This is a genomic window from Gemmatimonadota bacterium, from assembly GCA_040388535.1.
In the GTDB taxonomy this organism is placed as follows: Bacteria; Gemmatimonadota; Gemmatimonadetes; order Gemmatimonadales; family GWC2-71-9; genus Palsa-1233.
Window position 1 is genome coordinate 383,145 of sequence record JAZKBR010000002.1, and the last position, 26,963, is coordinate 410,107.

Consider the following 26,963-nt stretch of genomic DNA (forward strand, 5'->3'; position numbering starts at 1 on the left):
TTTTGGCCCCCGGTTACTTTTGGACCATGACTGCTCATCAACCTGACCCCGCCGAATACTCACCGCACGACGTCGAAGCCAAGTGGCGCGACCGCTGGCGCGAGCGCCGCACCAACGAGCCCGACCTCGACGGCGCGACCCGTCCGTTCTACAACCTGATGATGTTCCCGTACCCCTCTGCCGAGGGGCTGCATGTGGGCAACCTCTTCGCATTCACGGGCGCCGATGTCTTCGGGCGGTACAAGCGGCTGCAGGGGTTTCAGGTCTTCGAACCGATCGGCTTCGATGCCTTCGGCATCCATTCCGAGAACTTCGCGCTGAAGGTCGGCAAGCACCCGGCCCAGCTGATTCCCAGCAACATCGCGAACTTCACCCGGCAGCTCACCCGGATGGGCGGGATGTTCGCGTGGGAGCACGTCCTCTCCACCACCGACCCGACCTACTACAAGTGGACGCAGTGGCTCTTCCTGCAGCTGCTCAAGCGCGGGCTCGCCTACAAGAAGAAGGGCGCCGTCAACTGGTGCCCCAACGACAAGACCGTACTCTCGAACGAGCAAGTGGTCGGCGGCCATTGTGAGCGCTGCGGCGCGCTGGTCGAGCAGCGCGTGCTGGAGCAGTGGTATTTCCGGATTACCGATTTCGCCGATCGCCTGCTCGCGAATCTCGATGATCCCACGCGGATGGACTGGTCGCCAAGCACTGTGCTCGCCCAGAAGAACTGGCTCGGCCGTTCGGAAGGCGCCGAGGTCCGCTTCGCCGCTGACGGTCACGCCGGCGTCGAGATTCCGGTGTACACCACCCGGCCCGACACGCTCTTCGGCGCGACCTTCCTCGTGCTCGCGCCGGAGCATCCACTGGTCCAGCAACTCACCACGCCTGCGCAGCAGGCGATGGTCGAGGCCTATCGCACCGAAGCCGGCGCGAAGGATCTGGTCTCCCGCAAGGTCGGCGACAAGGAGAAGTCCGGCGTCGCCCTCGGCAGCTTCGCGACCAACCCGGCCACGAATCAGCCGATCCCGATCTGGATTGCCGACTATGTCCTGATGGAATACGGCACCGGCGCCATCATGGCCGTGCCCGGACACGACGAGCGCGACTTCGCCTTCGCGACGAAATATGCCCTGCCGATCACACGCGTCGTGGCGAACGCCACAAGCGGTCCCGATACCCCGCTGACCGAAGCGTTCGTCGATGTCGATAGCGGGACGATGGTGAATTCAGGCAACTTCAGCGGCATGGCCGCACTCGAAGCCAAGGCGGCGATTACCCGTTGGCTCGAGTCGGTGAATCGTGGCAAGGGGACCGTTCAGTACCGGCTCTACGACTGGTGCATCTCGCGCCAGCGCTACTGGGGTCCGCCCATTCCGATCATCTATTGCGATGATTGCGGCGCGGTGCCGGTGCCCGAAGACCAGCTGCCAGTAGTGCTGCCCGAGATCGAAGACTTCCGTCCCGACGATTCCGGAATCTCGCCGCTGGCGCGCCACAGCGAGTGGTACCACGTCCCTTGCCCCAGGTGCGGCAAGCAGGGCCGACGCGAGACCGACGTGTCCGACACCTTCCTCGACTCGGCGTGGTACTTCCTGCGCTATCCGAGCAGCGAGTTCAACGACCGCCCCTTCGATGCGGCACGCACGAAGACCTGGCTCCCCGTCACCAGTTACATCGGTGGCAATGAACACGCCGTGCTGCACCTGCTCTACTCGCGCTTCATCACCATGGTGCTGCATGACGCGGGCATGCTCCATTTCGACGAGCCCTTCCGCACCTTCCGCGCGCACGGGCTGATCGTGAAGGACGGCTCCAAGATGTCGAAGTCGAAGGGCAATGTGGTTGTCCCCGACGACTATATCGACAAGTGGGGCGCCGACACCTTCCGCACCTATCTGATGTTCCTGGGCCCGTTCCAGGACGGCGGCGACTTCCGCGATTCGGGCATCAGCGGGCCGCGTCGATTCCTCGACAAGGTCTGGGATTTGGTTGCCGCGAGCGGCCACCCCGACTGCCGCGACGCCGAGATCCGGCGCGAAGTGCTGGTGAAGTGGCACCAGACCAAGAAGAAGGTCGGTGAAGAGCTCGAGCAGCTGCGCTACAACACCGCCATCGCCGCGCTGATGGAGCTGATGAATGTGCTGCGCGAGCAGAATTGTGCCGAGCCCGGCCTCGTCGGCGAAGTGGTGCAGATGCTGGCGCCGTTCGCGCCGCACTTCGCCGAGGAGTGCTGGGAGCGCCTCGGCCACCAGGGTTCCATCTTCGACTCGGCCTGGCCGAGCTACGATCCGGCGCTTACGGTCGAGGACTCTGTCACCGTGGCCGTGCAGGTCAATGGCAAGACGCGCGGCACCGTGACACTCGCGCGTGACGCCGGCGAAGAGAGCGCACGTGCCGCAGCCCTCGCCGATGAAAGCATCGCGAAGCATCTCGAAGGCAAGGAGATCCGCAAGGTGATCTGGGTGCCGGGACGATTGCTGAACCTGGTGGTGGGGTGAGCGAGACGATCGACTTCGCCGACTTCCTGCGCGTCGATGTCCGCGTGGGAAGAATTCTCGAGGCACGCTTCAACCCGAAGGCGATCAAGCCGGCGTATCATCTCGTGCTCGATTTCGGCCCCGAAATCGGCCGCAAGGAATCCAGTGCCCAGCTGACCGTGCACTACACTGCCGAGGAACTGGTGGGGCGCGAGGTGGTGGCGGTGGTGAACTTCGCGCCGAAGCGCGTAGCGGGCGTCAAGAGTGAAGTGCTCGTCCTGGGGGTACCCGATGCCGAGGGAGCGGTGGTGCTGCTGCAACCCACCACCGCAGTCCCGCTCGGCGGGCGATTGTACTAGAGCTCCGAGGTTGGCATCTTCAGGGTCTGCACGGCGCGTATTCGCCCCCCTAAGCCACTCCAGAAATCGATCACTCCTGAAAGCATGCACCCTCCGATGGCTCCCAGCCTGCAATTGATCGCTTGTGTGAGACCGTTCGCGCTCCATCGGAGTTTCCCCTGCCATGCAGCTACAATCGTATCCCCACGAATAACCATCAGGACCGGCACACCTCGAATTTTCATAGCGGCGGCGGCCTCTTGGGACACGGAAACCAGTGTGTCCGGTGCACTTGCCCGATCGACGCCCCAATAGGAAAGGCCGCTCACCTCGCTACCCACCCGCAAGGCGACGAAGCGAGCTTTCCCATCCGCGACCCCTCGCCCAACTTCGCGGACCCACGAGTGGTCCATTCTGCAGTAAGGGCACCCGGTACTGTAGACATACACAAGAGACACCGAACCGGGATTGCTCAACCCCGGAGGGAAGCTATCCACTGACGGTGTCAACTGGCGCACGAGCGGAATCAACTCGGATCCATGAGTTCCTTCCGCGCGTACCACCGCGACTCGCCAGCCAACAATCGCCAGAGCTCCGGCTCCAAGCAGCAGTCGCCCTCGACGGGTCATCAACGGCGGGAACCCTCTGCCGGCATTCCGAACGAGAGTACAATCGGAAGATCGTCTCGCATTCCGAGAATGACCAACTCACCGTTGGCCACAATCACATCCATGGGTCGGACACCCAGCTTCCCCCTCAGTCTGTAGGTCTGAAGGTATCGAAGATCCGCGGCGTCATATACGTCCACGCAGAGAAAGGAGCACGAAGTCGAACCTCCGAAATAGACGTAGATCTTCCCCGCATCCGCGCTTACATCAAGCGCGAAGGGAATAGGGAGGTCGGAAGTGTCCTTGGCTTCCATCGCTGGGCGATACTTACGCTGTTCCAGCGCCTCGATGTATTTGACCTGTTTCGGTGTACCCGTCGGGGAGAATACTGCGAGGCCGTTGGCAGTCTTCCTGGCGGCGACACACTTCGGTGACCCGGCGGATGGCAAGGACGTCAGGTCGAGCGCCCTGTCCGTCATGCTTGGACCACCAATTGCGAACGGGTATGCGACCTTCGGCAGCGCCCTGGACTTGGAACGAATGACCCCTAAACCCGAACCGACCGGATCTGGATAGTGGACAATCACTTCCCCCGTCCGAAGCGAGCAGATCCCTGCGATGAACAAACCATTGGGAATGCTTCGCTCCTCCAGCAGCTTCCCGCTGGTGGCAATGAAATAGAGGCGGCGAGTTCCGTTGTCGACGATGACGGTCCCATCCGGGTGCCAGGATGCGAGCACGGGCTGAATCATCTCGCCAGGCCCACGCCCCTTCTTCCCGTATCTCCACAGTTCCTTGCCAGTACGACTGTCGAGCGCGACGACTCCAGGCGCACCTGGGTCCGTGATGAGGACCAGCGACCCGGACGCCATGATTCTGTTTGGGTTGACGAGGGGACCCGACGAATCGCCACCGACAACCCACCGAGCGTCGGAGTATTTGAGTTGTAGCTCAATCACCTTGCGGCCGCCCTGTCCGGCGGCCGACGCGGCTAGGATGAGTGCCCACACACCCGCGAGGCGTGCCACTCGAGTCATTCGGAATCCTCGCTCACTAGCGATGTATGGAAATGCCACCCTTGCCGCGCCCCGAGTCACTGATCTTCAGATCCCACCAGCAGGACCTTCCCACTTGTACACCTGAATCGTGCGACACATCCGGACTCCCTGCTCATTAATGAAACAATCACCTGGATCGAAGACGTAGCCACAACTGGTACTTGAGACCGTCGCGAGACAGAGAGGGATCTCCTGCTGCGCTGCCCCGGCTCGAGGGCCGAGTGCGATAGCGGCTACAAGGAACACCGTCAGAACAAGAAACTTGCGAAACATCAGAGTACCTCCGGATGACTAGCTGATGATGGGACCGGAACCGGTTGGGCGATACTTGTTGAGAATGGGGCAGTAGGCTTTGCCATCCTGGGTCACACAATGATCGAGATCGATCTCGTATCCGCAAAGCACTGCCGCAGGCGCTGTCGAACACGCCTGTTCCTGTTCCCTCGCGTCTGACCGCCCCGGGAGGAGCAGGAGCGCCGCGACCGCGAAGAATCCGGTCTTGAGTATGCGAGACATCTTCAAACTGACCTCCATGTTGTTGAGTGCTTATGCTGGCAGGAGAAGAACTCCTCCAAGGTCTCGACCCCTGGATTATCCGTCAATAGTGCAATCTTGCACTAGCATTGGGTCAAAGAAATCCTATTCCCGCTTGACACGGTCAATTCATTCGTAAGAATCGCACAGGCTCCTTGCGTTGCACGCTGTCAATCGCTTACCGTTTTGCTTAACCAATACGAATTCACTACAGCACAACTGATATACCTCACCCCCAGAGGCCAGTTTGTCGCAACCCTGCATCGCGCCCCCGGCGCAGTCACCGCGAATTCCGTTCGTACTCACAGCACAACAGTTTGAGCTGGTCTGCGACACTTGGCGCCTCTCCCCGCAAGAGCGGCAGTGCTTTGCCTTGCTTTTGGCTTGGAAGGTTCCGAAGGAAATTGCTCGGACGATGGGGCTCGAGGTCTCAACCGTCCGGACGATGATTGGTCGGATTTACCGGGAGAGGGCGCGGGTCTGGGGCGGTGTCCTACCTTTGCTTTCAGCCGCGGCGGAACTGCTCGCTCAGGCACCTATCGCCTAATCCTGCGCCACCGAAACCGGAGGTGCGGTCGAAGTATCACAAGCGGAATCGCCCGCTAAATACGATGTCCATCGGAAATAGGGCGGCGTCTCGGGGCGAGGGCAATTTGCAAGTGAGCTGGGTACCGGGACGCAGTTCGCCGTCCATTAGACCGGTGGGGCGCGAGGTGGTAGCGGTGGTGAACTTCGAACCGAAGCGCGTAGCGGGCGTCAAGAGTGAAGTGCTCGTCCTGGGGGTACCCGATGCCGAGGGAGCGGTGGTGCTGCTGCAACCCACCACCGCAGTCCCCCTCGGCGGGCGTCTCTTCTAGCGTTCCTCCCGCATGGCAAGCTGCGGCGAGACTCGGGCCGCGCGCAGTGCCGGCAGCAGCGTCGCCAGGAACGCCACGACCAGCAACACTCCCGCGATCCCCACGAATGCCACCGGATCAGTCGGTGTGATCCCGAACAGGATGGCACGCATCGCTCGGGTGACCAGCAGCGCCACGACGGTACCGATCCCCAGACCAAGCAACGCATTCCCCAAGCCGTAGCGCAGCACCAGCGCAGTGATCCCCACGGGCTCGGCGCCAAGCGCAAGGCGGATACCGAGTTCACGCTGCCGTTCCTGAACGTCCCCGGCACACATCCCGTGAATGCCAACCGCCGCAAGCATCATCGCACAGAGCCCGAAGGCCGCGAGGATGAAAGCGGTGAATCGCTCGCTCGCCACGGCGTCGCCGATCACGGCATTGAGCGATGCGACCCGGAACAACGGCACATCGGGATCGATCGATGCCAGTGCCTGACGTATCACCGGTACGATGCTCTCGTTGCCGCGTACCATGAGGTCGATGCTGTTGCCCGTCGATTGCCCGATTGCCAGGTATGCCGTGGGATTCGGGGGCTGGCGCACTCCGGCGATCCGGGCATCCGCAACCACACCGATCACCTCGGCCGTGATCCCGCCGTTCAGCTGAATCACTGCACGCTTTCCGATGGGGGATCCGCCGGGCCAGAGATGGTCCGCCAGACCGCGAGTGATCACCACCACCGGAGGTGCGTCGGCGCGATCGGTAGCGCTCATCAGCCGCCCTGCGAGCAGCGGCATCTGCAATGCCCGAAAATAGTCGCGGTCGGCCCATCGAATATCGACCGGCGGCGGCTCCATTCCGGCCACGATCGCAGCTCCCTCCGCGAGCACCGTCGTGCGTGGTCCGCCGCCACCGAACGGTCGCAGACTCACGGCGCCTGCCGCAGTCACTCCGGGTTGCGCACGCGCGGTTCCGACAATTGCGTCGAAGACGGCCAGACGCCGACCGGCGTCAGGGTACCGCTCCGTGGGCAACATGATCCGCATTGTGGTGACGGTATGCGGATCGAAGCCGAGATCCACCGCCTGCAACGCGACGAAACTGCGGACGGCGAGCCCGGCCGCGACGCTGAGCACTAGCGCAAGAGCCACCTCGGCCACAACGAGCGCCCGGCCGCTGCGTCGCGTGATCCGCACGCTGGCGTGTTCTCGCAGGGTCGATGCGGCGTTGCCCCTGGTGGCGCGCCAGGCCGGAAGAATGCCACACACGAGCGCGGTGGCAATCGAGATCACTGCCGAGGCAATCACCACAGGCGCATCCACGCCTGGAATTGCAGGCTTCGCGATCTCGGCCGGCAAGAGCCGGTAGAGGATTCGCACACCCCACGCGGCCGCCAGCGTTCCCGCCACACCACCGACCAGGGCGAGCAGGGAACTTTGCGCCAGCAGTTGTCGCACGACCCGACCTCGTGAGGCCCCCAGCGAAACGCGGAGTGCCAACTCACCCTCGCGCCGTCGCAGGTGTGCCAGGGTCAGCGTGGCCACGTTCACGATTCCCATCACCAGTAGCAGTCCTACCGCCCCGAGCAGCACCAGGAGCGGCGTGCGTGCATCGCCCGTAATTTCGCGCCGCAAGTCGACTATCGCCGTCGACCACCCGGCCGCCTCCGGCACCGACTCCGCATGTTGGGCGGCCAGCCGATCGAGGGCGGTGACGGCAACCTCCTTCGTCACGCCTGCATGCATCCGGCCGATAACCGCGAACGCCCGACCCCAGGCCCGGAGGTCTGCAGCTGGTATCAGCGGGATCCACAGATCCTGGTCGGCCATCCACCCGAGTCTCGGAGGCTCGAAGGACGGCGGCATGACACCGATCACGGTATACGGCACGTTGTCGAGCGCGATGGTCTTGCCCACAACAGCGCGATCAGCAGCGAGCTGATTCGACCAGAAGGCGTGCGACAACACGACCAGTCGCGTCCCCGCGACTTCGTCGGAGGGCAGCAGCGTCCTGCCGAGCATCGCCCGGCTCCCGAGCAACGTGAAGTAACCCGGTGAGACCTGTGCCCCGGCCACACGCGATGCGGCGCCGGCGCCGGTGAGCGTGCTTGGCGCAGGCACCAGCGCTGCCATCCCGTCGAAGAGCGCCTGCTCCGCTCGCCAGGCTTCGAATGACGCCATCGACGCCGGCGTGTGTTCGAGCTGCCGCTGGGCGTTGCGCTCCCAGATCGCGACCAGGCGATGCGGTTCGACATAGGGCAGGTCGCGCAACACGACGCCGTGCACCACCGTGTAGAGCGCCGCGGTCGCTCCAATGCCGAGGGCGAGCGTGAGCACCACGGCGAGCGTAAACGTCGGTGCTCGGAGCAGCACGCGCGTCGCGTGCCGCAGGTCGGCCGTCAAGTCTTCGAGGCGACGAACGCCGCGACTGTCCCGCGACTCTTCCTTGAAGCGCTCGACTCCCCCGAAGCGCAGCAATGCTTCGCGACGCGCCGCCGCGGGAGCTGTCCCCCGCGCGACCAGCTCGGCGGTCTCGCACTCGATGTGGTACTGCATCTCAGCGCTCATCTGTTGTTCGTGCGACGACCGGCTCAACCAGAGCCGCACGCGCCGCAGTCTGACGAAGATCCAGTTCATCGCGACCTCACGTTGCACGCAGCACGTGATTCACTGCTAGCGAAAAGACCCGCCACGACTGCACCGCCTCGGTCATCTGTTGCTGACCAGCCAGCGTCAGGCGATAGACCTTGATGCGCCGCCCCTCGGGCGAACTCTCCTCGGAGCCAACGATCCAGCCGCGGTCCTCCAACCGGTACAGCGCGGGGTAGAGTGACCCCTGGTTGACGGAGAGCACGTCACGGGAGGTCTGCTGGATCCGCTTCGAAATGGCCCAGCCATGGAGCGGAGTGTTGCCCAGCGCCTTCAGGATCAGCAGATCAAGCGTTCCCTGGAGCAGGTCGGCCTTGCCGTCGCGCATTCGCACCCCGAGCGTTGCAGAGGTCATACTATGCCGTTCGACATAAGCCTGCGTCATCGGTTGTCGAATGTCAATGTATCCGTGGGCTACTTGTCTGCGTGGCACTGCGGCAGTAGCTTCCCCGTGTACTACACGGGGAGAACAACCAGATGAAAGAAGCCACCTCGAATCTTCCGATTCTCAAAGGGACCCTCGACATGCTGGTCCTCAAGGCGTTGAGTGGCGGACCCATGCACGGCTTCGGAATCGCCCTCTGGTTGGAGCAGCATTCAACGGGGCAACTCGAACTCGACGACAGCCTCACCTATCAGGTGCTTCATCGCCTCGAGGGACGCGGCCTCATCGACGCCGAATGGCGCGTGACCAGCAAGAACCGACGCGCCCGTCTGTATACCCTGAATCGCGCGGGTCATGACCACCTTGGGGCGGAATTCCAGCAGTGGCTCCGCTTCAGCAGTGTCGTCACCGGCATCATGACGCAGACCCTCCACCCTCACCCGGGATAGCAGGCGATGCCTGACAGTTCGGGCAAGCTTCCGCCAGGGGCACGATGGTTTCGTCTGCGACCGAGAGGACGCGCGGCGATCGAGGCGCAGATGCGTGAAGAACTCGACGCGCATCTCGCCCTTGCCACCGAGTATCTGGTGTCGCGTGGCGTCCCGCCTCAGCAGGCCGAGGACCAGGCGCGGGCACGCTTTCGTGATTTCGAGACCGCACGGCAGAACCTCTACCGCACCGCCAGACAGCGTGAGGCAGAAATGGCACGTCACCAGGCCCTCGGGGAAGTCCGCACCGACATTCGATTCACGATCGAAGGAATCGCTCGCGACCTCCGCCTCGCGGCCCGCGGATTTCGTCGCGTGCCGGCCTTTGCCGCCGCGGCACTCATGACGCTGGCGCTCGGGATTGGTGCCACCACGACGGTGCTCTCACTCGCGTACAACATCTGGCTCAGACCACTGCCGTACGCCGATCCAGCTCGACTCGTCACGCTGCGGGACGCCTATCGCGGGCAAGGCGTGGGCGGGGTCTCGTCAGCGGAGATCGAGGATTTCCGTACCAATCCGTTCCTGGGCGGCGTCGCCGGATTCTCCTACGGTGCGGCCATCACCAAGGTCGCCGGGGAACCGGTACGGCTGGTCTGCTATCGTGTCACCAGCAATCTCTTCGAAGTGCTTGGCGTCAGACCGATCCTTGGGCGTGGCTTTGTGGCCGAAGAGGGCATCCAGGGTCGGGGCGCGGTCGTAGTGATCAGCCACCGGTTCTGGAACCAGCGACTCGGAAGCGACCCGGCGGCCGTTGGAAAATCGCTGGAACTCTTCGGTTCGACCTTCACGATCATCGGTGTCATGCCGAAGGAGTTCCAGATTCCTTCGGGCGTTCGAAGTGACCTGTGGATTCCCAGCGAGAATGTCGGCGTCGCAGCGAATCGCGGCCAGCGATACGCCGGCGCAGTGGCCCGCCTCAAACCCGCAGCGAGCCTTCAACAGGCGCAGGCGGGAATGGCTCCTATCAATAGTCGCCTGGCGCAGGACTACCCCGACACCCATCGGGAATGGACAACCATTCTGACTTCGATCAGCGACGAGACGCTCGGAAGCTACCGCGCAGCGTTCACATTCCTGTTGGGGACCGTCGGCCTGCTGCTCTTGATTGCCTGCGCGAACATCGCAAGCCTCTTTCTCGCACGAAACAGCGCGCGTCACGGCGAGCTGGCGGTACGGGTGGCCTTGGGGGCGACTCGCGGCCGGCTCACCAGACAACTCTTCATTGAGAGTCTTCTGCTTTCCGCTGCTGGTGGTGTGCTGGGAATACTCGCGGCGCGACTCGGCACCCCCTTGCTGGTCAGGATGTTGCCGCCAGGCACGCCCCGGCTTGACGAGGTCGCTGTCAACTTGCCGGTGCTGGGATTCGCCGTGCTGCTCTCGGGACTCGCCGGGATACTCTGCGCCATCGCTCCAGCCTGGCACTTGAGCACGAACGCGCCTCACGAGTGGATCAAGGGAATGAGTCGCACCGTCGTGCAAGGCCGGCACGCACTGCAACAGACGCTGGTGATCGCGCAGGTTGCGCTGTCGCTGATGCTGATGGTGGGCGCCGGATTGATGCTCAAGAGCTTCTTCCACCTGACAGCCCGCGACCACGGATACGATCCACAAGGGTTGCTGACAATGAGCGTCACCGTTCCATTCGATCGCTACGGGAGCGAGTCGGCACGCGCCCAGGTCTATCAGCAGATCACTGGCCACATCGCCCGACTGCCGACGGTAGAATCGGTGGGTGAGGTCAACGGATTCCCGGGGAGCGGGCTCGGTACGCTTGGTTTTGGCTCCGTCGGAACCAAGCCGGGTTCGCCATCCGTACAGGTCACCCTGCATGCGAACGGGCCGGACTACTTCCGGACGATGAGGACGCCGCTCATCTCAGGGAGAGCGTTCACCGGGCAGGATCGGGGCGGGACACCGCACGTCCTCATCGTCAATCAGGCGTTGGCGGCGAAATTGTGGCCCGGCGAAAGTCCCATCGGCAAATCGCTCGTACTCCCGGCAGCGATGATGGCGATGGCCGGGGGCGACAAGGAAACCGCGTTCGAGGTGGTTGGTGTCGCAGGCGACATGCGACTCCGTGCACTCCAGGCCCCGCCGGAAATCTTCATACCCACGTCGCAGGCGACCCCGTTCTGGACCAACCTCGTCATTCGAACTCGTGACAATCCGTCAGCGGCCATCGAGGGCATCCGGCATGCCATCACGTCGGTCGAGCCGGACATGCTCATCGAGAACGTCGTTCCGATGGACGAGATTGTGTCGGGTTCGGTCGCGATGCAGCGTGCTCAGAGCACGATCGTCACTGTCTTCGGCGCCCTCGCCGCCCTCCTGTCCTCGGTTGGCCTCTACGGGCTGCTCTCGCACCTTGTGAGTCAACGGCTGCGAGAAATAGGAGTGCGGCTGGCACTGGGGGCGCGCCGCGCCGACGTTTTCAAGTCGGTCGTCTCGCGCGGGATGGTGTTGGCCTCGATCGGGATTGCTGCCGGAAGCGGCGCTGCGTACGCCTTGGTGCGGGCCATGCGCACGCAGGTCTTCGGACTCGCCACGGTCGAGCCGGGTGTGTTTGTCGGCGCTATCGCCGTATTGCTCGTCGTCTCCCTGGCTGGCTGCTACTTCCCCGCCTGGCGCGCGACACGAATCGATCCACTCACGGCGCTGCGCTGAAGGGGAAGTGTGGGCGCATCAGGGCGTCGGGGTCCCTTCGATCCGCGCCTTGAGTCGCTTGAGGTCCGACTCATAGATCAGTCGCAGCGCACCCACCATCACCTTGCTGGCGCCCGAAACAATCGCGCCGCCCATCTTGCTGCTGTCCTTGGTCGCCGTCCCTACCGAATCCATGAATGGCGCCGAGAAAGTGCTGATCAGGACGGTGGAATCGCCCTGTGCCACCAGCGAATCGCGCCGCATCATCAACGTGCTTTTCACCTTCCCGGTGTCGGGGCGCATCTCGAGCACCAGCAACCGCGGTGCCGAAATTTCCTTGACGACCCAGTCCATGTTCTGGCGGTTGCCACCGATCTCGCGACCCGGATCATCGAGCACCAGCGTGTCGCCTGCGACCAGCATCCCCTTGCCGATCGGCCGCGTGACCTTGGCCGACGCGACCCACGCCGACATCGAGTCCGGCGTTGCGAGCGACGCGAAGATCCGCTCCGGCGAGCCGGCAATTGTCATGGTGAGGGTATCACCCGCAGCGGTCATCTTCTTGTAGCCGAAGTACGCCCCGCCGATGACCACGATCGCCAGCACCGCCAGGATGCCCAGGATCCATTTCCACATGACTTACTCTCCGCCTCTGGTGGGGGCCGCAGTGCGCGCGCCGAACATCTGATCGAGCATCAGCAAGGCCGATGGGTCCTTGCCAGCCATCTTGAGCTGTTCGATGGCGGTCTGGGCACTCTTCTCTTCCTCGACCTGCTCGTTGATGAACCACTGCAGCATCACCTGTGAGGCGTAATCATTTTCCTTGTTCGCGAGCGAGTAGAGCGCATTGATTGCCTTGGTCACTTTCTGCTCGTGACCGAGGGCCGCCTCGAAGACCGAAATCGGCGTGGCATAATTGAGCTTGGGCTGCGCAATCGAGGCCAGCTCGACCGCGCCACCCCGGTCGATCATATGGTCAAAGAGCTTCATCGCGTGGACCCGCTCTTCCTCGCTCTGGAGCCGCATCCAGTTCGCCATCCCCGGAAGGGCAGCGGACTCGAAATGGGCGGCCATCGCCAGGTAGGAATAGAAGGAGGCCATCTCAAGGTTGATCTGGGCGTTGAGGGCGTCCTGGACCTTCGTGGAGAGCATCGGGGAATCATCCGGTTTGAGGTGCAACTTGAATCTACCTTATCCGGAAGCCCGTCCAGTCTCCCCCAGGCTGCGACCCTATGCGGGGGTACCGCATCCTAGTATGTGCCATGACTAGAGCGCTGACGATGGACATCATGTCCCTGCCGAATGCCGAAGCCGTGGTCGCCCGCGCCAAGCTGGGCGACCCCGTAGCCCTCGAGGCGCTGTACACCGCCTACAGCACGCCGGCTTACAATCTGGCCCGGCGAATCTGCCGGACCACGGAAGACGCCGAAGATGTGCTGCAAGAGACCTTCTTCGAGGTGTGTCGTAGTATTCGCAACTACCGTGGCGATGGCTCCATCTGGGGCTGGATTCGGACGGTGACCTCCAGCAAGGCGCTCATGCGCCTCCGCCGCAACAAGTACCGCGATACCGACGACCTGACCGATGAACTGGCACCCTCGAGGGCCGGTTCGCACGCGCTCCGGATGGACCTCGAGAGTGCCCTCGCGCGGCTCTCCGAGACCGCCCGCGCCGTGGTCTGGTTGCATGACGTCGAGGGGTACACCCACGAAGAGATCGCTTCCCAGATGGGAAAGACCGTCTCCTTCTCGAAGTCGCAGCTGGCCCGGGCGCACCAGCGCCTCCGCCTCTGGCTCGGCGAGGAGGCCTTCGCATGAGCAGCGCACATCTCTCGATGGAGCAATTGGTCGCCGTCCGTGATGGCGACCGCAGCGAGCCGTCGTACGCCGAAGGGCACCAGCACGTCGCCGCCTGCGTCCAGTGCACCGCCGAACTCGAGCGGTTGCATCAGCGCACCGCGCGGCTGCGGGCACTTCCCACGCTCTCGCCGGCGCAGAACCAGTACCCCGCGATCCGCACCCGAGTGATCTGGGATCGCAAACAGTCACGTCTCCGTCGGGTCGCGGGGATCGCGCTCGCGGCCGCGGCAATGCTGGTGGTCACGGTCATCGGCCGCGATCTCCTCACCCCGACCCGGCTCGATGCGGAGCAGCAGATCGCGAGTGCGATGACCTCGTCGCAGCAGCTCGAGCGCGCCCTCGTTCGCATCAACCCCGATGAACGGGTGATCGACGGTCGCACGGCCGAGCTGGTGATTCAACTCGAAGACCGGATCGCCGATCTCGACGACCAACTCGCTCAGGCCGCCACCTTGCAGCGCGAAGCGCGCTTGCGGCGGATGGTGGCACTCTGGCAGGAACGAGTCGGCCTCATGAACGCCCTGGTGGACGTCCACGTCACCAAGGCCAGCAACGTGGACCTCTAACTGGTCCATCTCTCGATTGGAGTGTGTCGTATGCGTGTGATTGGAATACTCGGGCTCGCGCTCTCCCTCGCCGTGCCGGCGATGGCGCAGGATACATCGATTGTGATTCGCGGCTCGAGTCGGGATGGTGCCGGATCGGCTGACACGACCATCACGATCCATCGACGTGGCCAGCCCGATCAGGTGGTCCGCGTCACCGGTAAGCTCAGCACGGAGCTGCGCGCCAACCTCGAGCGGCAGGTCGATGAGTCGCGCCGTGCCATGGCCAACGTTCGTGAGTCGAGCCGGATGGTGGAAGGACAGCAGCTCGAAGCCCGCCGCGCGCTCGGCGCGATGCGCGAGAGCAATCGCGTGCTGGAATCCCGGCAGCTCGACCTCGCCCGCCGACAGGCCGAAGCCGCCGGCGAGATGGGAAGCGTGATGCTGGCCCGCCCCTCGCGCGACCTCGCCGGCCGTACCATGCAGGTCTTCGCAGCCAAGCCGCGCATCGGCATCACGGTCGACATCCGCGCCCGCGACTCCGACAAGTACGGGGCTTACGTGAGCGCCGTGACCCCTGGTGGCCCGGCCGCCAAGGCGGGGATTCGCGCGGGCGACGTCATCACCCGGCTGGCCGGGAAGTCGCTGACCACCAATGACGACACCCCGCGTGAGGAAGGCTCCTCCGCCCCCGGGCTCCGCCTGCTGCAGGTCGCTTCGAAGCTCGAGGCAGGCAAGAGTGTCGACCTCGAATACCGCCGTGGCAACGACACCCGGAAGACCTCGATTCTTCCGGCCGACGATGACGGCTGGGTCTATGCCATCGATGGCGTTCCCAGCGCCGGGACGATCATGGCACGCCCGGGCGTGCCATCGGGCGGCACCTTCGGGTTCATGCAGGGGGCCCCGTCGACCGGTCGCAACACGATGGTTCCACGCTCGGGTGGAGGTGCCGGCGCAGGCGCAGTCGCGACTCCAGGCGAGCCATTCGAGGCGCGCTTCTTCGAAAACTTCGCCCGCGGTGCCGGTGGCAATCGGGTAGCTATGATCTCCAACTTCGGTGGCCCCCTCGCCGACCTCGAGCTCGCCCCGATCAACGAGAAGCTCGGCAGCTATTTCGGTGTCACCGAGGGGGTCCTGGTGATTGATGTGCCGGCCAAGGACAACCTCGGACTCACCCCGGGCGATGTCATTACCTCGATTGATGGCCGCAAGGTTGGCACCCCGTCGCAGCTCTTCCGGGTCCTCGGCACCTACGACCGCGGCGAGGAGTTCAAGATTCAGGTCACCCGCCAGCGCCGCACCGAGACCATCGTCTCCAAGGCTCCGTAGGCGTCGCGCTCGAGCGTCGAGAGTAGGCGTCGTGTTTACGCGACGCTCGATGGCGACGCCCGAATAAACGAAGCCCCGCGGCCTCTCCCGCGGGGCTTCGTCGTCTCAGGTCCACCCAATGATCGCTTGCGATCAGAGTAAGCGAATCCTACCTTAATTACATGCCCAAGTTCCTGCGCCGCCCTGAATCACGCCCCGACGAGCTCCTCATCGCGGCCCTCGCCCGGTTTACCGAGGTGGGGTACACCGACGCACGAGTCGAAGATGTCGCGGCGATGGCCGGCGTGACCGTCGGCACAGTGTACCGCTACTTCCCTGGTAAAGAGGCGCTCTTCCAGGCGCTCATCGAGCGCTACCTTGACGCCGGCTGGAGCCGGGGGAAAGAGATCACCGAGGCGTACGGCACCACGACCCCGCGCGAAGTGCTGACCCTGCTGCTCAATCGTCTCGCCGCGTCGCTGCAGGAGCCGGCCGCTCGAGATGTCCTCCTGCTCGTAGTCAGGGAGGCGGCGAGATTTCAGGCTGCCGTCGAAGCGTATGTGGAGCAACTACTCAAGAAAGGATGCATCGCTGTCGAACGCGCCCTGCGGCACGGAATCGATCGCGGCGAGTTCCCGCTACTGCCAGTCGAGCTGACCGCTCGAGCCCTCGTCGCCGGCGTCCTCCAACAGGTCATCTGGGAGGCCACCTTCGCCGAGCGGATGGGTGCCCCGCGCGATCCGATGGCCCAGACCGAACTCGCGATCGCCATGATGATCCGCGGCCTTCCGAACCCCGACAGCAATCCCCGGCCAACTCTCCCAACCATGCGCGCGGCAACCGCACCAGCCCCTGGGCACACCGGGGAGATCCCCATTCCAGGCAAGGTGCGCATCGTGACGCTTCGCCCGCCCTCAGCCGACTAGCTTTGACGATGGCCAATCGCGGATCACTACTCGCCCGGGCAATCACTCTTCGCTGCCCCCACTGCGGCGGACGGGGGCTCTTTCGTCACTGGTTCGCGATGAAGGACGCCTGCCCCACCTGTGGCCTCTCCCTCACCATCAGCAACTCGGTCGGGGCCAACCTCCTCAACCTCGTGACCGCCGAGTTTGTGTTGTTGATCACCCTGGCAGTGATCCTCGTCCGCACCTGGCCCGATCCACCCTGGAATCTCCTTCAGTATGGCGCCCCACTCCTGATGGTCGTCGCGCCACTGACGCTCTATCCGATCTCGAAGATCGTCTTCGTCGCCTTCGACTTGTCGCTCCATCCCGCGGCCACACCCGACATCCGGGTGCATGGCATCGGTGACCCACCGGCCTGAGTGGCTCGCTGGCAAAAGCCACCCCGTCGAAAGCGACGTGCGCAATGGTGGCCTCGGCTCTTCGCTGTCATCATTGTAACTGCTTGTTGTTACGCATTTTACCAGTGGTGGTTGCATAGACTACCACCTGATACTTCAGGCCCTGGTGCTCCGCGGTCGGACAAGCCAGTAGTTTCTGGTAAGACTACGCCTGAATTCTATGGTACCACATCCTCCCTCATCCCGATTGGCGACAACCTTTCCGCGAGACTGGTCGACAAGCCTGACTCGGCCGCCCCGCTCATCCTGATCATTGCCGGGCCCGGCGACGAACCAGCGAGCTGGGCTGGCGTGCAGTCGACCCTCGAACAGTTCGGCGTCGGGAGCCTGGTCGTCTCGGCCACGGCAGGGGAGGCACCGGTTCATCGTGCCGCCGAGTTTGTCGTCGGGGCGGCGAAGCGCAGGTCGCAACCCGTGGGCTTCCTCGCCGCCGGGGGAGCCATCGATGTGGCGCTTGGCCTCGGGGCCGAGTCGCCGCTCGCCGACCGGCCGCTGGCGCTGCTCTCGCCACCACTCCCTAGACGCGCGGCGCTCGACGGGCTCCTGACTCGCGCCCCTGCCTGGCTCCGTCACGGCCTCAGCTCGAGCAACGACAGCCGGCTCTCGGATTGGCGCGGAAAGGTGCTGGTCGTCCGCGCGAAGGAGGAGCGGCGCTTCGACGCAGTGGCCGCGAATGCCCTCGCGGCGGGGTCTCGTCGCGCCACCGCACTGGTGGTTCCGGGGAATGGCTTCGAGCACGCCCCGCTCCATCCCGATCAGGAGAGCTGGCGCGCCATCGCAGACTTCTTTCGCGGGGTTGTTCGCAAGCAACAGGAAATCATCGTCCCGCAGGACACGACCGCGCCACCACCACCGTAGTGGACGCGGGCTTCACGCCGGCGACGTCACTCCATTGCCCCATTTCGACCAGGCCCACGCCACCAGCAGCCAGGCTGCGACCGCTGCCACGGTCACGTCGGAGAGGAAGTGTGCCTGCGCCTGCACCCGCGTCACGGCGCACCCCGCTGCCAGCACCAGCCAGACCGGCCAGGCGCGAGGGTACATCCGGCTGAGCAGCCACGCGCCACTGAATGCCACCAGCGCGTGGCTGCTCGGCAAGCCGATGTCTTTGGTGGCGATCAACTGATCGGCGAATGGCCGGAAGTAGTAGGCCCCGTCGTGCAGCCCCGGTCGCTCGCGCCGCAACCCGATCTTCATCACCTCGGCCAGCAATCCACCTGCCGTCGGGACCAGGGCCAGCAGGAGTGCCCGGCGCCGGTCCCGCGTGGCAAGCCAGAGCGCCAGTGCGAGCAGCAGCCAGACCGGCAGGAATCCCACGGTGCGGAACATCCGGCCGAAGTCGTGGTCGTACACGCTGGGCGATATCAGGTGATGCCAGGCCCAGCTATCGCCAAGGTGGGCCGCGATGATCGCTACGACGAATACCACGATGATTCGGGGAGTGAGTCGCATGGTCCTGTAAGCTAGTGTCTCACTACTTTTCCGCGATGCGAATCCTCCTCGGGCCGGCCCTCCTCACCGTGGCGACTTCACTCGCCGCACAGGAGCTGCCGCCGTACGTCCCATCGAATCCTGCCCTGACCTCGCGCAGTGCGCTCTACGCGCAGCCAATGGTGCGGCCGTCGAAGGGGTGGCAACTGCGAACCGTGGCCGACTACGCCAATGCGGTTGAGGTCACCGTCGCACCGAGCGGCCGCACCTACAACTTCGACGCCGAAACGCTCTCTGGCGACATCTGGCTCACCCACGATCTCTCGCCGCGGCTCTTCGTGGTTGGCAACGTGGCAATCCGTGGTGGCTATGCCGGCTTCATGGATGGCTTCCTGAACTGGTATCACGATTTCGTCGGCCTCAAGGTCCCGGCGCGCAACAGGCGCACTGAGAATCGCTTTACCTGGGAGTACGATCTCCCCGACGGACAGCACCTTGTTTACGAACGACCGGGCACCTTCATCGGTGACGCGCGTGTCGGGGCAGGGCTTCGCTTCGGGAAGAGTCAGCTCGTCGCAGCGGTCACCTTGCCGACGGCTGGCGCCGAAGGTTGGGGTCGCGACGTGATCGGGACGGCACTGCAACTCACATCACGCTGGGTCGACAACTCGCGCTTTGTGGTAGAAGCCGGTGCTGCAGCGGGGTGGACGCCAACCCACGGCAGCCAGGCGGCCTTTCAGCGCGCGACCTTCCTGGGTGCGCAGCTCGCGTCGCGGTGGCGCTTCTCGGGTCGTCAGGCGCTCTTCGCGACCCTCTGGATGCAGTCACCCAACTGGAAGAACACCGGCTTCAACGCCCTCGACAACGCCGAAGTCACTCTCGACTTCGGCGGCCTCGTGAAGTTCGGCAAGCACTGGCCCGAGCTGCAGATCGGCATGACTGAAGACCTGATGCCCGCCGGCCCCGCTGTCGATGCGGGCTTCAAGCTCGGAGTGCGCTGGTAGAAAGCAGAAGGGTGAAGGGTGAAGGGTGAAGGGCGATGGGATGACATCCCCCCTTCTCCCTTCTCCCTTCTCGTTAGGCGTGATCCGCCGCGCCAAGCGGTGACCCCGCAAACGCGCGCCCGATCGCCGGGTGCCGCCGCCAGAGCCACGAACACATCACCACTGCTGCGAGCGTGTTGGCCGCGAGCACACTCCAGAGCGGAAACATTCCGGCAGCCGTTTCCGCGCCGATCTGCACCAGCCCGTAGAAGAACAACTCGAACACCACCAGCAACTGCACGATGGCGTAGCGCATCAGCCCGCTCGCTTCGGCACGCCGCGCGAGTGCGGTGAGGAAGAGTCCGAACGCGGTGAAGGCGATGAGATGGACGATGGTATAGAGCACGATCGCGAGCATGTCGGGGGATGTCGCAATCGGTGTGGCCTGGCGCATCACGAAGACTTCGCCGAGCACCGTTGGTGTCATCAGCGGTCTGCCCCGCGCGATGTCGACCGCGAGGTAGAAGGCGGCGACCACTGCCGCGCCAAGCAATCCGGTAATCACGCCCTCACGGCGTGCTGCGGCATCGTCCATCATCGTCGCGCTTGAGCTGCTGACCATGATCTTGCCCCCGGTGAAAATGCGGAGTTACGGCACGGCGTCTGCCGCGCCGGTGCCGAAGAGGAACTGCTCGAGATTGCGGAGAAGGAATTCCTTCGCCTTGGGCTGATGCGGCACCAGGGCGTAGTGATTGATGAGCTGCTGCTGGGTCTTGAGCCAGTCGGCCCAGCAGTCACGGCAGATGGTATCGAAGATCCGCTGGCCGAGGTCGTTGTTGAACGGCTTGAAGGCCTGCCGTTCGGCATCGCGGCCGCAGCGCACGCAGTGAATGGATGTCATGGGGGAGAAAGTAACTCCCGCCCAGTCGACCTGCTGGCGCCCCGCGATGGGGCGCCGCCCTACTCGCCGCGCTTGAGCGCCTTCACTCCGCTGGCGGTGCCGAGACCGGCCGCGAGTCCGGCGATCGCGGCGGTAAAGCCGGTCACCAGCGGCAGCAGGGCGGCAATCGGCGAGGCCACCAGCAGCACCGCGAAGCCTGCCAGCCACGGGGCGATCGGGTTCTTCACGGCATCGACGAAGCGGAGCTTGTTGCGAACGAACTCGCGGGCCAGGCCGAACATGAAGAGGCCGGCGGCCGCGGTGATCACCAGCGAGACCAGGCCAAACATTGCTGCGAACACGGGAAGTCCTCCGAACGAGACATGTTTCAGTACGCAACAGCCGTGATTCCGGTTTCATCCCCAGCCTCCCCAGTGTCTGAGGAGGAGACTCCTTACCAGCGAATGACCGCACTCCCCCACAAGAATCCCGACCCGAACGCCGTCACCGCCAGCAGGTCACCGCGCTTGAGCCGCCCGGCCCGGACGCACTCGTCGAGCGCAATCGGAATGGTTGCCGCCGTGGTATTCCCGAAGCGCTGGATGTTGTTGTAGACCTGGTCGTCGCGCAACTCGAGCGAGCGCTGTACCAGCTCCGAGATCCGCAGGTTGGCCTGATGGGGAATGAGCAGGGTGAGATCGCTCGTGGCGACGTTCGCCTTGGCCAGCGCCGCGCGCACCGATTCCGGCATCCGGGTGGTCGCGTGGCGGAATACTTCACGACCATTCATCTGCAGGAACGCCTTCGCCCCGACGTGCTCATGCTGCACCCGCGGATGGTAGATCGCCCCCGGTGCGTCGACCCAGAGTTCATGGGCATAGCCGCCGTCGCCGTGCAGATCGATCGCGAGCACCGCCGACGCGTCGTCCCCCTCGACCGCACCCACGATGACCGCCCCGGCGCCGTCGGCGAAAATCACCGCCGAGTCGCGGCCGGCCGAGGAGACGTCGAGTGCCGTCGACTGGATCTCCTGCCCGACGATCAAGATGGTGCGAAAGGTCCCCGCCTTGATGAAGGCGTCGGCCATCGACAGCGAATAGACGAACCCCGAGCATTGCGCCCGCAGATCGAACGCCGGAATGTTGCCGAACCCCATCGCGTGCTGCAGCAGCACGCCGTTGCCGGGAGCAAAGTGATCGGCGGTCGAGGTCGCGTAGATGATTGCGTCGATGTCGGCGACGGTGAGCCCGGCCATCTCGAGCGCCTTGTTTGCCGCGCCAGTGGCGAGCTCGATTCCCGTCTCTCCCTCACGGATCCAGCGCCGCTCCCTGATGCCGGTCCGCTGGGAGATCCACTCGTCGGAGGTATCCATGATGGCCGCGAGGTCGTCGTTGGTCACGACGCGCTCGGGCACCAGATGTCCGGTACCGATGATCTGCAAATTGGGCATCACGAAAGGTAAGGCGGAACCGAAGCGAGGGGAGGGGAACGGGCGGCCCCCGCCTGACAGGACAATCACACTGCCGACTTGATCACCCCGGCGCTCCGCGGTATCGTGAAGCACAACTGAGTGCAACGCGTCGAGCGTAGGGGCCCCTCCCGGGGTGCATGGTCGACGTTGTCAACACGGACTCCCTGGCCGGTTACGGGGTAGTTCGTGGTCTTGCGTCTACCCCCCAGGCAACACGCAACGGAGGTACGACATGAGGCAGGTTCTTCGGTTGTTGGGGATCGGCATTGTCGCCGGCGCAGGCCCCGCGATGGCCCAGACCATCGACGTCCCGCTCGCTGCCGCCCAATGGCAGGCCAGCGACAGCATCCGCTTCGAGCAGTGGCAAGGCCGACCGGCCCTCTGGATCAACAAGGGCTTCGCCTGGGCGACTGGCGTGAGCGCCGCCAACGGTAGTTTCGAGGCCGATATCTGGACCGGCGCCTCGGCCCAGAACATCGGCATCACCTTCCACACCCGCGACCGCAATGCCTCAGAAGTCATCTTCGTCCGGCCTGGCCTCAGCGGGACACCGGAATCCGTCCAATATGGTCCGGCCCTCAACGGTACCGGCGTCGCGTGGCAGATCTATCACGGCGATGGCGCCAACGCGGTCGCCAACATCGCTCGCGAGACGTGGGTCCATCTCGAAGTGCGCGTCGCTGGCGACACGGCCCGATTCTACCTCGAGCACGCTGCCGAGCCGATTCTCACGGTGCCGCACCTCGTACTCGGGCCCGATGCCGGCGGCAGTATCGGCGTCTGGACCGGCGCGTTCGGGCGCGGTGCCTGGTTCTCGAACGTGCGCTACACTGCCGACAACGGCAGCCACCCTGTTCCATCGCCGCCGCTTCCGATCGGCACCATTACCGATTGGGAGATTTCGCAGGCATTCGAGGCCGCGACCCAGACGCCAGGGTCATTGCCAGCACCAGCTTCGCTGAAGTGGGAGAGAGTGCGCGCCGAGGCGCCTGGGCTGGTGTTGCTGAATCGCTACCGTGTGGCGCCAGCGCGCGGTGCGCCGGGAGCATTTCCTGACAGCATTCTGGGTGGGCAGGTCAACGGATCACGCGTGGTGTACGCCCGCACCGTGATCACGGCAGCCAAGGCCGGCATCCGCCGCATTCACGTCGGCTTCAGCGACGCCGCAGTGCTCTACAGCAACGGTGTGCCGCTCTTCGCCGGCTTTCGACCGGCGTACCTCAACGATCTTGGCTACATGAATCTGCTGGGCGATGCGGTCTATCTGCCGCTCAAGGCCGGGCGCAACGAAATCGTGCTTGCGGTCACCGAATACTTCGGCGGGTGGGCCTTCTCGGCCCGGCTCGATCCGTAGTTGAACGAATGGGGTGCGGCTCCCTCAGTTGGGGAACCGCACCCCGCGCGCCGCGAGGGTGTCATCGTCGTAACGAACTTCGAATGTCGCCGGCCGACCAGCCACACGCTTGAACGTGAAAAGCATGTCAGGACGTAACACTTCGTAGATCTCCCCGCTCTTGTCATACAGGCCGGGCGCAAAGATTTCCGGCGCAACCCGGATCATCGCGAACTTTCCCATCCAGTTGTCGTTCGGCTCGAACTGCGCCTTCAGCGTGCCGTTCTCGTGGGTAAGGATCAGCTCCTTGGTCTTGCCGCTGTCTCTTCCCTCCATCTCGGTGTAGCGGAACTTCCCGAGGTACGGCCGCGCCTCAGACTCGGCCAGCTCCACCTTCAATGATGGTTGCACCACCAGCTTCATCGTGGCCCGGGTGGTGCCCCACTGCATCGCAATGGTGCCACCACCCACGCTGAGTTCCGGTATCGACCAGGTCAGTACATCAACGAACTGCGCCTGATCGATCGTGACCGGAAAGCGGATCTGCCTGGCAGCGGAATCAGGTGGATCCATATGGAAGCGGTGCGAATCCGGATCGAGCACCATCGTCCAGTCGCCCTGTTCCTTGAGGATCATCCAGACGGCGTACTTCCCTTTCGGCACCGGACGGCCGCCAATCGTCACATCCTTGCTCACTTCCAGCGTCGTGGCCCAGTTGGCGCCGGGCGTCCACGTTTCGCCCCAGTGCGCGGCCGGCGTGCCGAACAGTTTCGTCCTCCCCCGCGTACGCGGACGCGAGTAGGTGATCGTGAGCTTCGTGCCATCAATCATCTGAGTGATCGAGCCGAGCTCACTGGCGCGGATCTGTGCCGGCGAAGCGACGGGGAGTGCGCAGATCATCATGGCAGCAACAATCGCGGCGCGGAGACCAGCGGTCATGGCAGGATGCCTCGGTTGGGGCAGGCGAGCAGTCTCAAGGGTCTGCGTCAATCACCAAACTGCGCGTCGACCGCGACACGAATCTCGTCGAGCGTCTTTCCTTCCTTGTGTAGGCGGGCCGCGAGCCGCCCCTGTCCCTGGCAGATGGGACAGTGCTGCGCCATCGCGTCGCCTTCGTAACAGGTGAGCAGGGAATAGAATCCGGGTGATGCGGCACAGCCGCAGTTGCAGCGGATGCCATCGATCACGCCGGGAATCGCACGAATGGAGTCGAACAGCGGCGCGAGCTTGGGATTGTGCGTGAGCTGTTCCTTGGTGAGCACCTTGGCCGCAGTGATACCGACGCGCGGGGTCGGGTGCGGCCCGAGCACGGCGCCGGGACGACAGCGATGCACCATCGCGGCGGCGTGCGGTGGCGGAGCGATCACTAACCCCGCCACCACGGCACTGCACGACTGCAGAAAGGCCCGGCGATCGATCATCTCACCCTCCGCTTACCGTCGGAAGAGGTACGCCACCTTCAGGAAGAAGCCATCATCGAGGCGCCGCAGGTTCTGCAACGTGAGCGTCTGGTCGCCATCGAGCGTGGAGCCGTAGCCGAGGAAGGCCACGGTGCCCGGCGTCGGCTCATACGACGCGAGCCAGTCCATGCGAAGGCGATTCCGCTTGGTCGCACCGGCCGGCGTGCCATCCACGAGAATCGCATAGCCCGTGGCCGGGTCGCGCAGGGCTGCCTGCCGCTCGGAACGATACTCCCCAACCAGCCGGAAGAAGAGGGCACGATTCGGTTGCACTTCGACTTTCACGCGGGGAATCACCGTTCTCGCAAATTCACTCCCATCCGCCGCGCGCGCCAGCTTGGTCCACGTCACCGTTCCCGACAGCCGGGTGCTCGGCGTCGGCCGCAGGTTCACCGACCCGCGGAGCGTGGTGACTTCACCCTGTGCCGCCTCGGGGAAGATCGGTGTGCGACCAAGGTTGGTCGAGATCGAGGCATCGAACTGCTTGTAGAGCGGCGTCGAGATGCTCGCATTGCCGCTCCACTGATCGAAGACACCGCTCGCGAGGGCGAACGGGAGCGTCGAGGTCGGCCCGGCCACGGTGTAGTTGGTGTAGTTGTTCCGCTCGAAACGGGCGAACCCTTCGGAGAACTGTCCGCTCACGTTCCAGCCGCCACGGAAGCGGAAGCTCCAGTTGAGCTGCGCAGCGCCCTCGATCGACTTGTCGGTGATGAAGTCGCCGTACTTCCAGATCTGGTTCGATCCGCCGAAGAGGGTGAACTGCTCGATGAACGCGCCGCGGGCGCCGTAGATCGACCACCGGTTGAACGCGCGCCCCTGCAGGATCCCCACGCGATTCACGAAACCGCTGCGCGCCTCGAACTCCTTGTCGAACGCCGTGAGGTGGTAGTTGAAACCGAAGGCGCGGCCAGTCCGGTCGACCTCCATATCCCAGAGCGGCGCCGAGCGCGTGTCGCCGGTGCGCGAATCGCGGGTCCATGAGTTCGCGAGCTGGGTCTGGAAGTAGTAGAGCTTCTTGAACACGAGGCGGGCATCGGCCGAGACGACGCGATTGAAGGCGCCGTCCTGCTCGCGATCGGTGAGCGTGAGGCCGGCGACCGAGTTGGCGCCGACATCACGGCGCACACGCGTCATGTTCACGAAAGCATTGGGTGCATCGCGCACTTCGTCGATCGAGTTGAGTTGCGCTACCGTGTAGTGCCCGAACTTGCCGGTGAGCTTGGCGCCCGCCAACGGATTCGCGATGCTGCGGGTGTAGACGAGGTTGTTTGGCGCAGCGAAGAGTTCGATCCCCTCGAGGAAGAACGGTCGCCGCTCCGGAAAGAAGAGCGCGAAGCGTTCGTTGATCGTCACCAACCCGGCATCCGACTCGACCTGCGAAAAGTCGGGATTGATGGTGCCGTCGAGGGTGACATTGGTGAAGCCGAAGCGCAAGTTACCGCCGACATCAGTCTTGAGGTCGCCGCGATCGAAATTGCCGCTGGCATCGCGCACGCCCGGCAGGTTCGCGGTGATCGTCGGCTGGATCTCGGTGACGACGCCGCGCTTGATGTCGTGGATCCCTTCGATGGTGCCGGCCTGTGCCAGGAAGGAGGCGCTCGCACGGCGCACGTCGGTCCAGGTGTCTTCGTAACCGGTGCGTTGTGTCGTCCGCGCGACGTTGATGCCCCAGGTCTGCTGCGCGCCACCAGCATAACGCAGCGACTTGAACGGGATCCGCATCTCGATGGCGTAACCGAACGAGGTGCGCTGTCCCTTGCTCTGCCAGAGGAAATCGGGGTTCCGGTCGATGGTGCCGGAGATCATCCCGGCGCTTGCCGCAAAACCGCCCTCGCTGCGCACGCCATCGTCCTGCACGCCGTAGGCATTGCTGCCGAAGAAGTAGGCGCGGCGCCGGTCGTTGAAGGTGTCGAGATAGACACTCACCTGGTCGTCGCTGGCGATGTTATCGCGCTTGGCGAGCGTGGCGCGCACCGACGACGGGTCGCGATCGTAGGCGAGGATCCCAAAGTGGATCGCCGTGGGCGAATACCAGACCAGCACCACGGTGGAGTCTTCGGCCGGACGGCCATCGACGGGCCGGGTCTGGTAGAAATGATCCAGCCGCGCTGCCTGCCGCCACACCGGCTCGTCGAGCACGCCATCGAGCACGATCTCGGCCTCGACCCTGGGCGGCTTCACCGCTGGAGCCGGGGCAACGGTCTGGGCGACGAGAGCCGCCGGAAGGGCGACCAGGAGCAACAACGACAAAGTGGGTTTCATAGGGGCGATAAGATAAGGGGCGCAGCATGCTGGGCCCATACTGCGAACGT

26 protein-coding genes and 1 pseudogene are annotated in these 26,963 nt (G+C 64.3%); 13 read left to right on the top strand and 14 right to left on the bottom strand.

Annotated elements, in window-relative coordinates:
* Positions 1 to 26 precede the first annotated feature (26 nt).
* Positions 27 to 2,489 carry a leucine--tRNA ligase gene (gene leuS / locus V4558_05210; protein ID MES2304881.1) on the top strand — a complete coding sequence of 821 codons (2,463 nt, stop codon included), beginning with the start codon at positions 27 to 29 and terminating at the stop codon, positions 2,487 to 2,489.
* Positions 2,486 to 2,827, top strand: a complete 342-nt coding sequence (locus tag V4558_05215; GenBank protein MES2304882.1) for a tRNA-binding protein — start codon at positions 2,486 to 2,488, stop codon at positions 2,825 to 2,827. The genes leuS and V4558_05215 overlap by 4 nt, the downstream gene beginning before the upstream one ends.
* Before the next feature lie 607 nt (positions 2,828 to 3,434).
* On the opposite strand, the gene V4558_05220 is transcribed toward V4558_05215, so the two are convergent.
* A complete protein-coding gene (locus V4558_05220; GenBank protein ID MES2304883.1) occupies positions 3,435 to 4,442 on the bottom strand; it encodes a hypothetical protein in 1,008 nt (335 codons plus the stop codon).
* 321 nt (positions 4,443 to 4,763) lie between these two features.
* Complete coding sequence (locus tag V4558_05225; GenBank protein ID MES2304884.1) at positions 4,764 to 4,988, bottom strand: hypothetical protein; 225 nt, start codon at positions 4,986 to 4,988, stop codon at positions 4,764 to 4,766.
* Between the two features lie 719 nt (positions 4,989 to 5,707).
* Between V4558_05225 and V4558_05230 the strand changes: the two are divergent.
* A pseudogene (locus V4558_05230) lies at positions 5,708 to 5,863 on the top strand (tRNA-binding protein).
* On the opposite strand, the gene V4558_05235 reads toward V4558_05230, so the two are convergent.
* Both V4558_05235 and V4558_05240 read right to left on the bottom strand, forming a co-directional pair.
* A complete protein-coding gene (locus V4558_05235) occupies positions 5,860 to 8,481 on the bottom strand; it encodes an ABC transporter permease (protein MES2304885.1) in 2,622 nt (873 codons plus the stop codon). The pseudogene V4558_05230 and the gene V4558_05235 sit on opposite strands and share 4 nt — an antisense overlap.
* Before the next feature lie 7 nt (positions 8,482 to 8,488).
* Entirely contained in the window at positions 8,489 to 8,848 is a 360-nt protein-coding gene (locus V4558_05240) for a PadR family transcriptional regulator (protein ID MES2304886.1), read from the bottom strand.
* Between the two features lie 122 nt (positions 8,849 to 8,970).
* On the opposite strand from V4558_05240, the gene V4558_05245 reads away from it, so the two are divergent.
* Together V4558_05245 and V4558_05250 are read left to right on the top strand one after the other, a co-directional pair.
* Positions 8,971 to 9,327: a PadR family transcriptional regulator gene (locus V4558_05245; GenBank protein ID MES2304887.1), complete on the top strand. Its 357-nt coding sequence runs from the start codon at positions 8,971 to 8,973 to the stop codon at positions 9,325 to 9,327.
* 6 nt (positions 9,328 to 9,333) lie between these two features.
* Positions 9,334 to 12,033, top strand: a complete 2,700-nt coding sequence (locus V4558_05250; protein MES2304888.1) for an ABC transporter permease — start codon at positions 9,334 to 9,336, stop codon at positions 12,031 to 12,033.
* 18 nt (positions 12,034 to 12,051) lie between these two features.
* Here V4558_05250 and V4558_05255 read toward each other — a convergent pair whose 3' ends face one another.
* Both V4558_05255 and V4558_05260 read right to left on the bottom strand, forming a co-directional pair.
* Complete coding sequence (locus V4558_05255) at positions 12,052 to 12,648, bottom strand: SRPBCC family protein (protein MES2304889.1); 597 nt, start codon at positions 12,646 to 12,648, stop codon at positions 12,052 to 12,054.
* A gap of 3 nt (positions 12,649 to 12,651) precedes the next feature.
* A complete protein-coding gene (locus V4558_05260; protein ID MES2304890.1) occupies positions 12,652 to 13,164 on the bottom strand; it encodes a ferritin in 513 nt (170 codons plus the stop codon).
* Between the two features lie 110 nt (positions 13,165 to 13,274).
* Between V4558_05260 and V4558_05265 the strand changes: the two genes are divergently transcribed.
* The 6 genes from V4558_05265 to V4558_05290 all read left to right on the top strand — a co-directional run bounded on the left by V4558_05265 (position 13,275) and on the right by V4558_05290 (position 17,951).
* On the top strand, positions 13,275 to 13,829 hold the full coding sequence (locus tag V4558_05265; GenBank protein MES2304891.1) for a sigma-70 family RNA polymerase sigma factor: 555 nt from the start codon (positions 13,275 to 13,277) through the stop codon (positions 13,827 to 13,829).
* A complete protein-coding gene (locus V4558_05270) occupies positions 13,826 to 14,437 on the top strand; it encodes a hypothetical protein (protein MES2304892.1) in 612 nt (203 codons plus the stop codon). Before V4558_05265 ends, V4558_05270 begins: the two co-directional genes overlap by 4 nt.
* 30 nt (positions 14,438 to 14,467) lie before the next feature.
* A complete protein-coding gene (locus V4558_05275) occupies positions 14,468 to 15,748 on the top strand; it encodes a PDZ domain-containing protein (GenBank protein ID MES2304893.1) in 1,281 nt (426 codons plus the stop codon).
* Between the two features lie 161 nt (positions 15,749 to 15,909).
* Positions 15,910 to 16,653 (top strand): TetR/AcrR family transcriptional regulator, encoded by a 744-nt coding sequence (locus tag V4558_05280; GenBank protein MES2304894.1) that lies wholly within the window; start codon positions 15,910 to 15,912, stop codon positions 16,651 to 16,653.
* Between the two features lie 8 nt (positions 16,654 to 16,661).
* Entirely contained in the window at positions 16,662 to 17,054 is a 393-nt protein-coding gene (locus V4558_05285) for a DUF983 domain-containing protein (protein ID MES2304895.1), read from the top strand.
* 330 nt (positions 17,055 to 17,384) lie between these two features.
* Positions 17,385 to 17,951: a hypothetical protein gene (locus V4558_05290; GenBank protein MES2304896.1), complete on the top strand. Its 567-nt coding sequence runs from the start codon at positions 17,385 to 17,387 to the stop codon at positions 17,949 to 17,951.
* 12 nt (positions 17,952 to 17,963) lie between these two features.
* Here the strand turns inward: V4558_05290 and V4558_05295 are convergent, their stop codons facing one another.
* The gene (locus V4558_05295) at positions 17,964 to 18,545 is read right to left on the bottom strand and encodes a phosphatase PAP2 family protein (protein ID MES2304897.1); all 582 of its coding nucleotides are present in this window, start codon (positions 18,543 to 18,545) and stop codon (positions 17,964 to 17,966) included.
* Positions 18,546 to 18,580: 35 nt separating this feature from the next.
* Here V4558_05295 and V4558_05300 point away from each other — a divergent pair, with 35 nt between their 5' ends.
* On the top strand, positions 18,581 to 19,528 hold the full coding sequence (locus tag V4558_05300; GenBank protein MES2304898.1) for a DUF3187 family protein: 948 nt from the start codon (positions 18,581 to 18,583) through the stop codon (positions 19,526 to 19,528).
* A 73-nt stretch (positions 19,529 to 19,601) separates the two neighbouring features.
* On the opposite strand, the gene V4558_05305 is transcribed toward V4558_05300, so the two are convergent.
* The 4 genes from V4558_05305 to V4558_05320 form a co-directional block, all read right to left on the bottom strand.
* Positions 19,602 to 20,129: a hypothetical protein gene (locus V4558_05305; GenBank protein MES2304899.1), complete on the bottom strand. Its 528-nt coding sequence runs from the start codon at positions 20,127 to 20,129 to the stop codon at positions 19,602 to 19,604.
* Between the two features lie 27 nt (positions 20,130 to 20,156).
* A complete protein-coding gene (locus V4558_05310) occupies positions 20,157 to 20,408 on the bottom strand; it encodes an oxidative damage protection protein (GenBank protein MES2304900.1) in 252 nt (83 codons plus the stop codon).
* 59 nt (positions 20,409 to 20,467) lie between these two features.
* Positions 20,468 to 20,749 (bottom strand): hypothetical protein, encoded by a 282-nt coding sequence (locus V4558_05315; protein MES2304901.1) that lies wholly within the window; start codon positions 20,747 to 20,749, stop codon positions 20,468 to 20,470.
* Positions 20,750 to 20,841: 92 nt separating this feature from the next.
* The gene (locus V4558_05320) at positions 20,842 to 21,837 is read right to left on the bottom strand and encodes a beta-ketoacyl-ACP synthase III (GenBank protein MES2304902.1); all 996 of its coding nucleotides are present in this window, start codon (positions 21,835 to 21,837) and stop codon (positions 20,842 to 20,844) included.
* 253 nt (positions 21,838 to 22,090) lie between these two features.
* Between V4558_05320 and V4558_05325 the strand changes: the two genes are divergently transcribed.
* Positions 22,091 to 23,212 (top strand): hypothetical protein, encoded by a 1,122-nt coding sequence (locus tag V4558_05325; GenBank protein ID MES2304903.1) that lies wholly within the window; start codon positions 22,091 to 22,093, stop codon positions 23,210 to 23,212.
* A 24-nt stretch (positions 23,213 to 23,236) separates the two neighbouring features.
* Here the strand turns inward: V4558_05325 and V4558_05330 are convergent, their stop codons facing one another.
* Genes V4558_05330 through V4558_05340 form a run of 3 tightly spaced genes read right to left on the bottom strand, consistent with a single transcriptional unit; the run spans position 23,237 to position 26,913 of the window.
* The gene (locus tag V4558_05330) at positions 23,237 to 24,130 is read right to left on the bottom strand and encodes a DUF2911 domain-containing protein (GenBank protein ID MES2304904.1); all 894 of its coding nucleotides are present in this window, start codon (positions 24,128 to 24,130) and stop codon (positions 23,237 to 23,239) included.
* Positions 24,131 to 24,177: 47 nt separating this feature from the next.
* Entirely contained in the window at positions 24,178 to 24,612 is a 435-nt protein-coding gene (locus V4558_05335) for a hypothetical protein (GenBank protein ID MES2304905.1), read from the bottom strand.
* Between the two features lie 12 nt (positions 24,613 to 24,624).
* Positions 24,625 to 26,913, bottom strand: a complete 2,289-nt coding sequence (locus tag V4558_05340) for a DUF5916 domain-containing protein (protein ID MES2304906.1) — start codon at positions 26,911 to 26,913, stop codon at positions 24,625 to 24,627.
* Positions 26,914 to 26,963: the final 50 nt, after the last annotated feature.

Coding starts and splice junctions, on each gene's coding strand:
- V4558_05310 (MES2304900.1), bottom strand. CDS start 20,408: ATGACATCCATTCACTGCGTGCGCTGCGGCCGCGATGCCGAACGGCAG.
- V4558_05255 (MES2304889.1), bottom strand. CDS start 12,648: ATGTGGAAATGGATCCTGGGCATCCTGGCGGTGCTGGCGATCGTGGTC.
- V4558_05225 (MES2304884.1), bottom strand. CDS start 4,988: ATGTCTCGCATACTCAAGACCGGATTCTTCGCGGTCGCGGCGCTCCTG.
- leuS (MES2304881.1), top strand. CDS start 27: ATGACTGCTCATCAACCTGACCCCGCCGAATACTCACCGCACGACGTC.
- V4558_05260 (MES2304890.1), bottom strand. CDS start 13,164: ATGCTCTCCACGAAGGTCCAGGACGCCCTCAACGCCCAGATCAACCTT.
- V4558_05305 (MES2304899.1), bottom strand. CDS start 20,129: ATGGTCAGCAGCTCAAGCGCGACGATGATGGACGATGCCGCAGCACGC.
- V4558_05320 (MES2304902.1), bottom strand. CDS start 21,837: ATGCCCAATTTGCAGATCATCGGTACCGGACATCTGGTGCCCGAGCGC.
- V4558_05285 (MES2304895.1), top strand. CDS start 16,662: ATGGCCAATCGCGGATCACTACTCGCCCGGGCAATCACTCTTCGCTGC.
- V4558_05280 (MES2304894.1), top strand. CDS start 15,910: ATGCCCAAGTTCCTGCGCCGCCCTGAATCACGCCCCGACGAGCTCCTC.
- V4558_05250 (MES2304888.1), top strand. CDS start 9,334: ATGCCTGACAGTTCGGGCAAGCTTCCGCCAGGGGCACGATGGTTTCGT.
- V4558_05235 (MES2304885.1), bottom strand. CDS start 8,481: ATGAACTGGATCTTCGTCAGACTGCGGCGCGTGCGGCTCTGGTTGAGC.
- V4558_05245 (MES2304887.1), top strand. CDS start 8,971: ATGAAAGAAGCCACCTCGAATCTTCCGATTCTCAAAGGGACCCTCGAC.
- V4558_05270 (MES2304892.1), top strand. CDS start 13,826: ATGAGCAGCGCACATCTCTCGATGGAGCAATTGGTCGCCGTCCGTGAT.
- V4558_05295 (MES2304897.1), bottom strand. CDS start 18,545: ATGCGACTCACTCCCCGAATCATCGTGGTATTCGTCGTAGCGATCATC.
- V4558_05340 (MES2304906.1), bottom strand. CDS start 26,913: ATGAAACCCACTTTGTCGTTGTTGCTCCTGGTCGCCCTTCCGGCGGCT.
- V4558_05300 (MES2304898.1), top strand. CDS start 18,581: ATGCGAATCCTCCTCGGGCCGGCCCTCCTCACCGTGGCGACTTCACTC.
- V4558_05325 (MES2304903.1), top strand. CDS start 22,091: ATGAGGCAGGTTCTTCGGTTGTTGGGGATCGGCATTGTCGCCGGCGCA.
- V4558_05330 (MES2304904.1), bottom strand. CDS start 24,130: ATGACCGCTGGTCTCCGCGCCGCGATTGTTGCTGCCATGATGATCTGC.
- V4558_05265 (MES2304891.1), top strand. CDS start 13,275: ATGACTAGAGCGCTGACGATGGACATCATGTCCCTGCCGAATGCCGAA.
- V4558_05240 (MES2304886.1), bottom strand. CDS start 8,848: ATGACCTCTGCAACGCTCGGGGTGCGAATGCGCGACGGCAAGGCCGAC.
- V4558_05335 (MES2304905.1), bottom strand. CDS start 24,612: ATGATCGATCGCCGGGCCTTTCTGCAGTCGTGCAGTGCCGTGGTGGCG.
- V4558_05275 (MES2304893.1), top strand. CDS start 14,468: ATGCGTGTGATTGGAATACTCGGGCTCGCGCTCTCCCTCGCCGTGCCG.